Annotated in this window: 15 protein-coding genes; all 15 read left to right on the top strand. The window is 72.8% G+C overall.

Features of this window, described 5'->3' with window-relative positions; all coding sequences use genetic code 11:
- Positions 1–465 precede the first annotated feature (465 nt).
- Positions 466–1,137 carry a flagellar hook-length control protein FliK gene (locus JD78_RS00475; RefSeq protein WP_166520881.1) on the top strand — a complete coding sequence of 224 codons (672 nt, stop codon included), beginning with the start codon at positions 466–468 and terminating at the stop codon, positions 1,135–1,137.
- A gap of 12 nt (positions 1,138–1,149) precedes the next feature.
- Positions 1,150–1,611 (top strand): flagellar hook capping FlgD N-terminal domain-containing protein, encoded by a 462-nt coding sequence (locus JD78_RS00470; RefSeq protein ID WP_153361082.1) that lies wholly within the window; start codon positions 1,150–1,152, stop codon positions 1,609–1,611.
- A gap of 27 nt (positions 1,612–1,638) precedes the next feature.
- Positions 1,639–2,223: a flagellar hook-basal body complex protein gene (locus tag JD78_RS22470; RefSeq protein ID WP_279526825.1), complete on the top strand. Its 585-nt coding sequence runs from the start codon at positions 1,639–1,641 to the stop codon at positions 2,221–2,223.
- Positions 2,220–2,906, top strand: coding sequence for a flagellar hook-basal body complex protein (locus JD78_RS22465; protein ID WP_279526824.1), 687 nt, complete (start codon positions 2,220–2,222; stop codon positions 2,904–2,906). Before JD78_RS22470 ends, JD78_RS22465 begins: the two co-directional genes overlap by 4 nt.
- Positions 2,907–3,075: 169 nt before the next feature.
- Positions 3,076–3,363: a flagellar FlbD family protein gene (locus JD78_RS00460; protein WP_153361080.1), complete on the top strand. Its 288-nt coding sequence runs from the start codon at positions 3,076–3,078 to the stop codon at positions 3,361–3,363.
- Positions 3,364–3,366: 3 nt separating this feature from the next.
- Entirely contained in the window at positions 3,367–4,137 is a 771-nt protein-coding gene (locus JD78_RS00455; RefSeq protein WP_153361079.1) for a motility protein A, read from the top strand.
- Positions 4,134–5,072 carry an OmpA/MotB family protein gene (locus JD78_RS00450; protein WP_153361078.1) on the top strand — a complete coding sequence of 313 codons (939 nt, stop codon included), beginning with the start codon at positions 4,134–4,136 and terminating at the stop codon, positions 5,070–5,072. Before JD78_RS00455 ends, JD78_RS00450 begins: the two co-directional genes overlap by 4 nt.
- 103 nt (positions 5,073–5,175) lie before the next feature.
- Complete coding sequence (locus JD78_RS00445) at positions 5,176–5,655, top strand: flagellar basal body-associated FliL family protein (RefSeq protein ID WP_153361077.1); 480 nt, start codon at positions 5,176–5,178, stop codon at positions 5,653–5,655.
- 129 nt (positions 5,656–5,784) lie between these two features.
- A complete protein-coding gene (locus JD78_RS00440) occupies positions 5,785–6,756 on the top strand; it encodes a flagellar motor switch protein FliM (protein ID WP_153361076.1) in 972 nt (323 codons plus the stop codon).
- Complete coding sequence (gene fliN, locus JD78_RS00435) at positions 6,753–7,499, top strand: flagellar motor switch protein FliN (protein WP_153361075.1); 747 nt, start codon at positions 6,753–6,755, stop codon at positions 7,497–7,499. Before JD78_RS00440 ends, fliN begins: the two co-directional genes overlap by 4 nt.
- A 43-nt stretch (positions 7,500–7,542) precedes the next feature.
- The gene (locus tag JD78_RS00430) at positions 7,543–7,977 is read left to right on the top strand and encodes a FliO/MopB family protein (RefSeq protein WP_153361074.1); all 435 of its coding nucleotides are present in this window, start codon (positions 7,543–7,545) and stop codon (positions 7,975–7,977) included.
- Entirely contained in the window at positions 7,974–8,813 is an 840-nt protein-coding gene (gene fliP, locus JD78_RS00425; RefSeq protein WP_153361073.1) for a flagellar type III secretion system pore protein FliP, read from the top strand. Before JD78_RS00430 ends, fliP begins: the two co-directional genes overlap by 4 nt.
- Positions 8,814–8,837: 24 nt before the next feature.
- The gene (fliQ, locus tag JD78_RS00420; protein ID WP_153361072.1) at positions 8,838–9,113 is read left to right on the top strand and encodes a flagellar biosynthesis protein FliQ; all 276 of its coding nucleotides are present in this window, start codon (positions 8,838–8,840) and stop codon (positions 9,111–9,113) included.
- 6 nt (positions 9,114–9,119) lie between these two features.
- On the top strand, positions 9,120–9,884 hold the full coding sequence (fliR, locus tag JD78_RS00415; protein ID WP_153361071.1) for a flagellar biosynthetic protein FliR: 765 nt from the start codon (positions 9,120–9,122) through the stop codon (positions 9,882–9,884).
- 25 nt (positions 9,885–9,909) lie between these two features.
- Positions 9,910–11,043 carry an EscU/YscU/HrcU family type III secretion system export apparatus switch protein gene (locus JD78_RS00410; protein WP_153361070.1) on the top strand — a complete coding sequence of 378 codons (1,134 nt, stop codon included), beginning with the start codon at positions 9,910–9,912 and terminating at the stop codon, positions 11,041–11,043.
- The last annotated feature ends 114 nt before the right edge of the window (positions 11,044–11,157 follow it).

Genomic DNA, 11,157 nt, shown 5'->3' with positions numbered 1-11,157 from the left:
CCCCTCCCGCCGGCCCGGGACCGACTCCGGGGACGCCTCCGGTGGGGCCTCCGACGAGGGTGCCGACGGCGCCCCGGCGGCTCCCCCGGTCGCCGTCCCGTCCGAGCTGCCCCCGGGGCTGTGGGCGCTGCTCGCCGCCGGGGCGCCGCTCGTCACCTCGACCGGCGCCCAGCCGGAGGCCACGGCTGCCGCCGCCGCGCTCATCGGCGCGGTCACCGGTACCGCGGTCGCCGGCGGACAGCCGCTCGCCGTGCCGTCGTTCGGCGGGCAGCCGCCCGCGGCCGACCCGACCGTCCCGCCGGCCACCACCGTCCCGGCGTCGGGGCCGGCACGGCACCCGCGCCCGGCACGCCGGCCGCGCTGCTGTCCGCCCTCGGGCTCACCGGCCCGCTCGCCGCGCACCCGGCCACCGCTCCCCCGGGGACCACCGGGGCCGGTCCCGCCGGGCTCCCCGCCGACCTGTCCGTGGTGGTCGTCCCGGTGGCCGCCGGCGACACCCCCGACACCGGCACCGAGACCGGTCCGGGCAACGGTGGCGCAGCCACCGAGCCGGACGCGGTGGGCCTCGTCGGCGCCGCGACCGCCGCGCCCACCGCCGTCCGCACCGACCCGCTCGGAGCCAGCGCCACACCGCCCACCGCGGAGCCGCCGGTCGCCCAGCAGCTGGGCCGCCAGCTGGCGGTGCTCAGCAACGCACCCGACGGCAGCTCCACGATGACGCTGGTGATCACGCCGGAGGAGCTCGGCCCGGTCTCCATCCAGGTCACGGTGACCGACGGCAGCCTCGACCTGACCCTGCAGGGCGGCTCCGACGCCGGGCGGCACGCGCTGACCGACGCGCTGCCCGGTCTCCGCCGCGAGCTGGAAGGCGCCGGGCTGACCCTCGGCCGCCTCGCCGTCGACCCGGCCACCGCCGACCTGAGCAACGCCCAGCGCTCGACCCAGCAGCTGCTCGACGCCCGCACCGGCCAGCAGGGTCAGTTCCCCGGTCAGCAGACGGCCGGGCAGCAGGGCCAGCCCGGCCAGCACGACGGCCGGCCCCGCAGCGGGGACTCCCCCGCCGACCAGGCCGGTGGCCCCGCCGTCCTGCCCGCCACCGACCAGTCCGCGTCATCCGGCGTGGACGTCCTCGCCTGAGACGGAGGAACGATGACCACACCGATCCCCGGGGTCAGCGCCCCGGCGACCGGCCCCGCCAGCACCTCGGTCAGCCGCGGCGACCAGATGGGGAAGGACGTCTTCCTCAAGCTGCTGGTCGCGCAGATGCGCTACCAGGACCCGAGCAACCCGACCAGCAGCAGCGAGTTCATGGCGCAGACGGCGACCTTCACCCAGGTGGAGAAGCTCGAGGAGATCGCCGCGCAGAACAAGGCCCTGGTCGGGCTGCAGCGGTCGCTCAGCGCCGGTGCGCTGGTCGGCCACCAGGTCACCTACACCGACACCACCGGCGAGACCAGGACCGGGGTCGTGAGCGCCGTCCGGATCGCCGGCACGGGTGCGGAGACCGAACCGCAGGCGGTCGTCGACGGGGTCACCGTGCCGCTCGGCCGGGTCACCGCCGTCACCCTGCCGACCGCCACCACCCCCGGCGCCACCCAGCCGACCGCCTGACCACCCCCGACCCCAGGAGCTCCCCCGATGCTGCGTTCCATGTTCTCGGCCATCTCCGGCCTCAAGGCGCACCAGACCAAGCTCGACGTCGCCGGCAACAACATCGCCAACGTCAACACCGTCGGCTTCAAGGGCAGCCAGACCGTCTTCGAGGACACGCTGTCCCAGATCATCCGCAACGGCTCCGCACCGCAGGGGCAGACCGCCGGCTCCAACCCGGCCCAGGTCGGTCTGGGCGTCAAGGTCGCCGGCATCTCCACCAACTGGACCCAGGGCTCGGCGCAGAGCACCGGCCGCTCCAGCGACTTCATGATCACCGGCGACGGCTTCTTCATCACCAAGTCCGGGAACGAGAACCTCTACACCCGGGCCGGCTCCTTCGACACCGACGGGGTCGGCAACCTGGTCACCCCCGACGGCCTGATCCTGCAGGGCTGGATGGCCACCCTCGACGGCACGATCGACCCGCAGGGCCCGCTCGTGCCGCTGCGCATCCCGCAGGGCCAGGTGCTCGCGCCGGTGGCCACCAGCGGCGCGCAGATCCAGGGCAACCTCTCCGCCGGCGCCACCGCCGCCGTCGCCGGCCCGCCCCCGTCCCCGGTACCCAGGTGACCTCGCAGATCCGGATGTTCGACGACCTGGGCAACGCCCACGAGATGTCCGTGGTCATGGAGTGCACCGGCACCAACACCTGGTCGCTGACCGTGCAGGAGGCCGGCCAGCCGCCGGTGGTCAACGCCCTGGCGCTGACCTTCTCCGGCACCGCGCCGACGACCGGCCAGCTCGTCACCCCCGCGGGCTCGACCACCTTCACCCCGGCCACCGCCGGGTACGCCAGCTGGGGTGGTGCCGTGACCCTCGACCTGGGCGGGCTGACCCAGTTCGGCGGGGCGAGCACCGCGGCCGGCAAGGCCAACGAGAACACCGGCTCGGCGCTGGGCACGCTGGAGAGCTACTCGCTGAGCAACGACGGCACGATCGTCGGCCTGTACTCCAACGGACTGCGGCAGCCCCTCGGCCAGCTGGCGCTGGCCACCTTCGTCAACCCCGGCGGCCTGTCCAAGGCGGGCAACAGCTCGTTCCGCGCCGGGGACAACTCCGGCCAGCCGGTGGTCGGCCAGGCCGGTACCGGTGGCCGCGGCCAGCTCTCCGCGGGCTCGCTGGAGATGTCCAACGTCGACCTCGCCGAGGAGTTCACCGGCCTGATCGTGGCCCAGCGCGGCTTCCAGGCGAACAGCCGCGTGATCACCACCTCCGACGAGATCCTCCAGGACCTGGTCCAGCTCAAGCGCTGATCGCGCGCCTGACCCGCACAGCCCTGAGCAGCACGGACGGACCGGTCACCCCACCGGGGGTGGCCGGTCCGTTCGGCTCAAGCAGCCTCTCCCGACCGCCGATGACAGCAGTGCGCCGCGACGACGCGCGCCCCGGCGGACCGCCACCCACGACCACTGGAGCTCCACCGTGATCCGTCTGACCCGCCTCAACGGGAAGCACTTCGTGCTCAACGCGGAGCTGGTGCAGCGCGTGGAGGGGCACCCGGACACCGTGATCACCCTCGCCGACGACACCAAGTACGTGGTCACCGAGACCGTCGACGAGGTCGTCGAGGAGATCCGCACCTGGCACGCCAGCGTCCGGGCGACCTCGTTCCGGATGGATCGGGGCGAGCTCCACCTCACCACCCCCTACCACCAGCAGGGCACCGACGACTCCTCGGTCGTGCCCTTCCCGAGCCGAGACGAGCGCTGACGCATGGATCCCGCCACCCTGATCGGGTTCGCCATCTCGCTGATCGCGTTCTTCGTCTTCATGATCCTCGAAGGCGCGGACCCGACGTCGCTGATCTTCCTGCCGGCGATCGTCCTGGTCATCATCGCCACCTTCGGTGCCGCGCTGGCCAGCCAGACGATGGCCGAGCTGAAGAAGATCCCCGTCTGGTTCAAGATGGCCGTCCTGCCGGCGAAGGTGCCCCCGGCCACCGAGCGGATCCAGACGATGGTCAGCCTCGCCGAGAAGGCCCGCAAGGAGGGCCTGCTGGCGCTGGAGGCCCAGGTCAAGGAGATCGACGACCCGTTCCTCAAGCGCGGGCTGCAGATGAGCATCGACGGCACCGACCCGGAGGACCTGCGGGCCATCCTGGAGGGCGAGATCGCGGCGAAGAAGGCCGAGGACAAGGTCGCGAGCAAGTTCTTCACCACCATGGGCGGCTACGCGCCGACCATCGGCATCCTGGGCTGCATCGTCGGCCTGATGAACGTGATGGGGAACCTCAGCAACCCCGAGCTGCTGGGCCCGATGGTCTCCGCGGCGTTCATCGCCACCCTGTGGGGCGTCATGGCGGCCAACTTCTGGTTCCTGCCGATGGGCGCCAAGATCGCCCGGGTCAGCGAGCTGCAGGCCGCCCAGATGGAGCTGCTCGTCGAGGGGATCGCCGAGATCCAGGCCGGCACCAGCCCGCGCACCGTCCGGGCCAAGCTCACCTCCCTCGTGCCGCCCAGTGAGCAGGAACGCGAGGCGGCATGAGCAAGAGCGGCGGGCACGGCGGCCACGGCGGTGGCCGCCGCAAGAAGCACGAGGAGCACGAGGAGCACGAGAACCACGAACGGTGGCTGGTCTCCGGCTTCGACATGATGACGCTGCTGTTCGTGCTGTTCGTCGTGCTCTACGCGATGAGCTCGATCGACCTGGCCAAGTTCACCGCCTTCGCCAACGGCGCCCGGGAGGGCGCCGGCGCGCCGGTGACCATCCTCAACGACGGCGCCGCCATCGACGCGCCGGTGGAGAACGACAGCCCGCTCAAGCCCGTCCAGGTGGCCGCGGACGCCGCCATCGACGGCACCGAGCAGACCGCGGCGGAGCAGGCGGCCGCCGAGGCGGTCGCGCAGCAGCAGGCCCGGCAGACCGCCGCGGAGGCGCAGGGCGCCTACGACCAGCTCGCCGCCGCCCGGGCAGCACTGCAGGAGGCCCTGGCCGCCGCCGGCATGTCCGGCGCCGCCGAGTTCGTCATCGACGAGCGCGGCCTGGTGGTGCACGTGGTCTCCGACCCGGTGCTGTTCGCCCCCGAGTCCGCGGTGCTCCAGCCGCAGGGCGCCGTCGTGCTCGACGCGATGGCCCCGACGCTGGCCGCGCTGCCCAACCAGATCGAGGTCGAGGGGCACGCCAACTCCTTGCCGGTCACCCCCGGCGGCCCCTGGCCGTCGAACTGGGAGCTGTCGGCGATCCGGGCGACGACGGTGCTCCGGCACCTCACCGAGACCGACGGGCTGCCCGACGACCGGCTGTCCGCGGCGGGCTACAGCAGCACCCGCCCGCTGGTGCCCGACAGCGACCCGAGCTACGTCACCGTCAACCGGCGGGTCGACGTGATCCTGCTGTCCACCGGCTCCCCCCGGGCCAACGCCCTGCTGCCGGGGATCGAGGCGGCCGCCCAGGCCGCCGCCCAGGCGCTCGGCAACTGAGCCGCCGCCCAGGCGCTCGGCAACTGAGCCGCCGCCCAGGCGCTCGGCAACGGACCCCACCCCACCCGCACCCGACCACAGCACCACCGAGGAGGCAGTCACCATGGCCAAGAAGAAGAAGGCCGACGTCGAGGACGACGAGTCCGCCGGCGGCGGCGGCAAGAAGAAGCTGCTGATCATCGCCCTGGTGGCGGTGCTCGCGATCGGCGGTGGCGCCTACTTCTTCCTGTTCAGCGGCTCCGGCGAGGCCGAGGCCGAGCCGGCGCCCGAGGCGGGCGCGGTGGTGCTGCCCATCGACTCCGTGGCGATCAACCTGGCGGGGGGAAGCTACCTGAAGCTCGGGTTCGCGCTGCAGTTCAGCCTCGCCTACGACGAGCACGCCGGCGGCGGCGGGCACGGCGGTGGCGCCACCCCCGACGGCTCGAAGGCGACCGACATCGCCATCGCGCACTTCTCCGGGGCCGCGCTCGCCGACGTGCAGAACAACCGGGAGGCGATGAAGGCCGCCCTCCAGGAGAAGATCGTCGAGGCGTACCACGGCGACGTCTACGAGATCAACTACACGGAGTACGTCACCCAGTAGCAGCACCCGGCGCCTCACGGGGCGCCTCCTCCCCCACCGACCTCCTGGGGTCACACCCGTGCCAGCCGGTGCCGGAGTTCCGGCACCGGCTGGTCAGGGTCCGGCGGTCCCCCGCCGATGAGGACATGCGTGAGCCTGTCCGACACCGTGGCCGACGCCCCCAGCGCGGCCCCCCGGAACCCCGAGGGGCAGGGCCGCACGCGTCGTCGTGAGCCCCGCACCTACGACTTCCGGCGGCCGACGAAGCTCTCGCGCGAGCACGTCCGCATCCTGCAGATGACGCAGGAGTCCTTCGCCCGCCAGGCGACCACCACGCTGACCTCGCTGCTGCGCACCGGGGTGCGGGTGGAGCTGGTCGGCATCGAGCAGTTCTCCTACGACGACTACATCGCCACGCTGCCCGGCTCGCACTTCGTGGCGACCTTCACCCTCGAGCCGCTGGCCGGCAAGGGCGTGCTCGCCTGGCCGCTGGACACCGCCATGGCGATGGTCGACCACATGCTCGGCGGTTCCGGCGGCGGTGAGCAGCCCGCCCGGCCGATGACCGGCATGGAGAGCGCCATCACCGGCCACCTGCTGGACCGGCTCCTCGACGAGCTCGGCGAGGCGTTCGCCCCGGTGACCGCGCTGACCCCCGCGCTGGACAGCGTCGAGTACAACCCGCAGCTGGCCCAGGCCGCCTCCGGCTCGGAGACGGTCATGGTCGCCACCTACAGCATGCGCCTGGGCAGCCGCGAGCCCGAGGCCACGCTGGTGCTCCCCTTCTCCTCGTTCGCCGGCCCGCTGAACAACGCCGCCTCCCCGCAGCTGTCGGAGTCCGCACGGCACAAGCGGCAGCAGGCGTTCGAGGCGCTGACCGAGCGGCTCTACGACGTCCCGGTGGACGTGAGCGTCCGGTTCAACCCGATCGAGGTGCCCTCCGGCGACCTGCTGTCCCTGGCGGTGGGCGACGTCCTGCTGCTGCGGCACGCGCAGGACAGCCCGCTGCAGGTGACGACCAACGACGTCACGTTCGCGCACGCCCTGCCCAGCAACCACCGGCGCCGCCTGGCCGCCGAGATCGTCCCCGTCACCGCGACCGGTGGAAAGGACCCAGCATGACCACCGCCTACGGCACCGACCGCTCGTCGGACTCCGAGACCATCGCCGCAGCGGTCGCCGCCGCGGCCCAGGCCGCTGCGGCTGCCCTCCCCGCGGAGCTGGACCTGCGCGCCGGGGACCCGGTCAGCGACCCGGAGGCCGTCCCTCTCCCGGCCGAGCCGGGCGTCGCGGTGACCGCCGCCCTGGGCGGCGAGGTGAGCGGCGACATCGTGCTGGTGCTCTCCGCCGAGATCGTCGCCGCGCTGACCAACTCACCGGTCGGGCCGATGGACGTGCCCACGGCGCTCCGCCCGGCCCTGGAGGCCGCCGCGGCCGCCCTCGGCCGGGTGCGGGTCGCCGCCGAACGCACCGAGGACGTCGTCGCGGCGCTGGACGGGCTGCGGGACAAGGGCGTCTTCCTCGCCGTCCCGCTGGCCGCCGGCGGGGAGGTCTCGGCCACCCTGGCGCTGCAGGTCACCCTGCCCCAGCCGCGCGAGCGGCGGGGCAGCCTGGACCTGCTGCGCAACGTGGCCATGGAGGTCACCGTCGAGATCGGGCGCACCCGGATGACGGTCTCCGAGCTGCTGTCGCTGCACCCCGGCGAGGTCATCGAGCTCGACCGCGCCGCCGGCGCCCCGGCGGACCTGCTGGTGAACGGCACCCTGATCGCCCGCGGCGAGATCGTCGTGGTCGACGAGGACTTCGGGCTGCGGATCAGCGAGATCGTGACCGACGCCGGCGAGTACGGGCGGCCGAGCGCATGACGCCCACCCCGACGACGTGCCCCCCGACGACCGGGGTGCAGCGATGACGTGGATGGTCATCCGGCTGGTGCTGTCGCTGGCTTTCGTCGCCGCGGTGCTGCTCTTCGCCGCCCGGATCGCCAAGAAGAAGGGCCTGGGCCAGGCCACCGGCGTGATCGAGGTGGTGAGCCGGCAGCGGATGGGGCGCGCCAGCAGCGTCTCGGTGCTGCGGGTCGCCGGCCGGGTGCTGGTGGTCGGGTCGACCGAGGAGCAGGTGACCCTGCTCGCCGAGCTCGAGGACGAGGAGCTGCAGACCGCCCTGGCGGCGCAGCCCCGCCCGCAGGCGGTCACCGCCGACGGGGAGACCCGCGAGCTGCCCGCGCGGGTGCCGGCGATGGCCCGCACCAGCTCCGGCCCGCTGGCCGGCTCGGTGCTCGACCGCAGCACGTGGACGACGGCGGTGCAGGAACTGCGTGACCGAACGGTGCGCCGGTCGTGAGCGCGCTCGCCGCGCCCGCGCCCCGCGTCGTGCCGGCGCGCTGGGGCCGCCGGGCCGGCCTGGTGCTGCTGCTGGGCGTGCTGGCGCTGGTCGCGGCGGTGCTGCTGGCCGGCCCCGCGCTGGCCGCCCCGACCGCGCCCACCGACCCGGTCGCGCCGGTCGCCCCGGTGGTCGACAACGGCGGGCTGGACATCAACATCGGGGGCAACAGCCCCAGCACCGCGGTCACCCTGCTGCTGGCGATCACCGCGCTGTCGATCGCGCCGTCGGCGCTGCTGCTGGTCACCTCGTTCACCAAGATCCTCGTGGTGCTGGCGCTCACCCGGAACGCCCTGGGGCTGCCCACCTCCCCGCCCAACCAGGTGCTCACCGGGATCGCGCTGTTCCTCACCCTGTTCGTGATGGGCCCGGTGTTCAGCGACATCAACGACGTCGCGGTGCAGCCCTACCTGGACGGCGCGATCACCGCCTCGGCGGCCTACGACTCCGGCGTCGAACCGCTGAAGACCTTCCTGCTGGACAACACCCGCGACGACGAGCTGAAGCTGATGGTCGGGCTCTCCGGCGAGGAGGCCCCGGCCGACGCGGCCGCGGTCAGCATGACGACCCTGGTCCCGGCGTTCGTGCTGTCCGAGCTCAAGAGCGCCTTCATCATCGGGCTGGTCGTGTTCATCCCGTTCCTGGTGCTGGACATGCTGGTCAGCGCCTCGCTGATGGCGATGGGCATGATGATGGTGCCGCCGACGGTGGTCTCGCTGCCCTTCAAGCTGCTGCTGTTCGTGATCGTCGACGGCTGGGCGCTGATCACCACCGCCCTCGTGGGGTCGTACTCGTGAGCGCCCGGCTGACGGGGGGCCGGCATGTCTGACGCCGACGTCACCGAGATCGCCACCCAGACGATGCTCGTCGCGGCCAAGGTGGCGGCCCCGATCCTGCTCACCGCCCTGCTGGTCGGGTTCATGATCTCGCTGTTCCAGGCGGCGACCCAGATCCAGGAACCGACGCTGTCGTTCGTGCCCAAGATGATCGCGGTGGCGATCGCGCTGCTGGTGACCGGCAACTGGGTGCTCGCGGAGCTGGTCTCCTTCACCGAGCACCTGTTCGAGTCGCTGCCGCGGTTGCTCGGCAGGAGCTGAGCCGCGGTGGACCTCCAGGTCCCCTCGGCGACGCTGGCCGCGCTCCTGCTGGCCACCGTGCGCGCCGGTGGGTTCGTCGCACTGGCCCCGCCGTTCAACTCCAACGGCATCCCGCTGCCGGTCAAGGGCGCGCTCGCCCTGGCGCTCTCGCTGGTCGTGTTCCCCCAGCTGTCGGGCACGCTGCCGGAGATCACGGCCGGGTTCCTCGTCGTCTCCGCGGTCCTCGAGGCGGTCATCGGGGCGGCGCTCGGCTTCGTCGTCCAGGTGCTGTTCACCGCCGTCCAGCTGGCCGGCGACCTCATCGACCTGGCCGGCGGCTTCTCGCTGCAACCGGCCTACGACCCGCTCGCGCTGACCACGAACGCCTCGATCGGCAAGCTGCACTACCTGCTGGCGATCACCCTGCTGTTCACCAGCGGCGGGCACCTGCTGCTGGTGCGCGGGTTCGCCACCTCCTACCAGGGGCTCCCGGTGGGCGGCACGCTGCCCACCGACCAGCTGGGCTCCGCGCTGGTCACCGCGTTCTCGATGATGTTCCTGGCCGCGCTGCAGATCGCCGGGCCGATGGTGGCGGTGCTGCTGCTCGCCGACGTCGCCCTGGCCCTGCTGTCCCGCGCCGCCCCGGCGCTGAACATCTTCGCCATCGGGTTCCCGGTGAAGATCATGGTCACCCTGACGCTGCTCGGTCTGACCTTCCCCCTGCTCCCACCCGCCCTGGACTCCCTCATGGAGACCGCGGTCCGGGCGATGACCTCGTTGCGGAGCGGCTAGTGCACGCCCCGGGAGGTGAGGACTGATGGCCAAGGACGGGCCCGGCGGTGAGAAGACAGAGAAGCCGACACCGCAGAAGCTCAAGGAGGCCCGCAAGGACGGGCAGATCCCCCGCACCCAGGAACTGGGCACGTGGCTGGGGGCGGCGGCGGCGAGCGTGCTGCTGCCGATGCTGGTGGGCAGCGCGTTCGACTCGGTGCAGGAGCTCTTCGTCCAGATCGGGGCGGTGGCGGACGACCCGGAGCCGGCGGCCCTGTCGGAGCTGATGGGGCGCGCCCTGACGGCGTTCCTCACCACGGTGCTGCCGACGGCGCTGGCCATGATGCTCATCGGCACCCTGGCCTCGGCGTCCCAGGGCGGGGTCACCCTCGCCACCAAGGGCATGAAGCCCACGCTGAAGAAGCTCAACCCGTTCCCCGGGATGAAGCGGATGTTCGGCACGCACGGACTGTGGGAGGCGGCCAAGGCCGTCATCAAGACCATCGCCCTCGCCGTGGTGATCGTGATGACCTCGGAGGACGCCCAGCAGCTGGTCTCCGCCTCCGGGGCGCTGCCGCTGTCGGAGATCACCCGGGTGTTCACCGACTCGGCCGTGCTGATGTTCCGCGTCGTCGGGATCACCGGCCTGGTCATCGCGGTGGCCGACTACCTCGTCGTCCGCAAGCAGACGATGAGCAAGCTCAAGATGAGCGTCTACGAGATCAAGCAGGAGCACAAGCAGTCCGAGGGCGACCCGCACATGAAGGCCCAGCGCCGGGCCACCCAGCTGTCGATGTCCCGCAACCGGATGATGTCGGAGATGGCCGACGCCGACGTGTTGCTGGTCAACCCCACGCACGTGGCCGTGGCGCTGAAGTACGACCCGATGAAGGGCGCGCCCCGGGTGGTCGCCAAGGGCGCCGGCGAGGTGGCCGCGCGGCTGCGCGCCCGGGCCGACGAGTGCCGGGTGCCGATGGTCCAGGACGTGCCGCTGGCCCGTGCGCTGCACGGGTCGTGCGAGATCGGGCAGGAGGTGCCGCCCCAGCTGTTCACCGCCGTCGCCCGGGTGCTGGCCTTCGTCATGCACCTGTCGGCGCGCGGCGTGCGCGGCGGGATGCACCGGCCGGGGTTCGAGGCGCCCTCGATCGAGGGGCTGCCGAAGGCCGGGCGGCGCCGCTGAGGGCCGGCGGCCGGGCCACGGGTGAGGCTGACGACGCGGTTGTGACGGGCGGTGCCGCCGCCGGCACACCGGTACCGGCCGTTCCGGGGACTGCCGAGAACGGCGGTGGAGGGG

This window comes from Modestobacter roseus (genome assembly GCF_007994135.1).
Lineage (GTDB): Bacteria > Actinomycetota > Actinomycetes > Mycobacteriales > Geodermatophilaceae > Modestobacter > Modestobacter roseus.
This window is presented reverse-complemented; position numbering and strand designations above follow the sequence as displayed.

What these genes read in the sequence shown, in the direction of transcription:
- fliN (WP_153361075.1), top strand. Translation starts at nt 6,753, where the DNA reads ATGACCACCGCCTACGGCACCGACCGCTCGTCGGACTCCGAGACCATC.
- JD78_RS00445 (WP_153361077.1), top strand. Translation starts at nt 5,176, where the DNA reads ATGGCCAAGAAGAAGAAGGCCGACGTCGAGGACGACGAGTCCGCCGGC.
- JD78_RS00455 (WP_153361079.1), top strand. Translation starts at nt 3,367, where the DNA reads ATGGATCCCGCCACCCTGATCGGGTTCGCCATCTCGCTGATCGCGTTC.
- JD78_RS00450 (WP_153361078.1), top strand. Translation starts at nt 4,134, where the DNA reads ATGAGCAAGAGCGGCGGGCACGGCGGCCACGGCGGTGGCCGCCGCAAG.
- fliQ (WP_153361072.1), top strand. Translation starts at nt 8,838, where the DNA reads ATGTCTGACGCCGACGTCACCGAGATCGCCACCCAGACGATGCTCGTC.
- JD78_RS22470 (WP_279526825.1), top strand. Translation starts at nt 1,639, where the DNA reads ATGCTGCGTTCCATGTTCTCGGCCATCTCCGGCCTCAAGGCGCACCAG.
- JD78_RS00410 (WP_153361070.1), top strand. Translation starts at nt 9,910, where the DNA reads ATGGCCAAGGACGGGCCCGGCGGTGAGAAGACAGAGAAGCCGACACCG.
- JD78_RS00430 (WP_153361074.1), top strand. Translation starts at nt 7,543, where the DNA reads ATGACGTGGATGGTCATCCGGCTGGTGCTGTCGCTGGCTTTCGTCGCC.
- JD78_RS00470 (WP_153361082.1), top strand. Translation starts at nt 1,150, where the DNA reads ATGACCACACCGATCCCCGGGGTCAGCGCCCCGGCGACCGGCCCCGCC.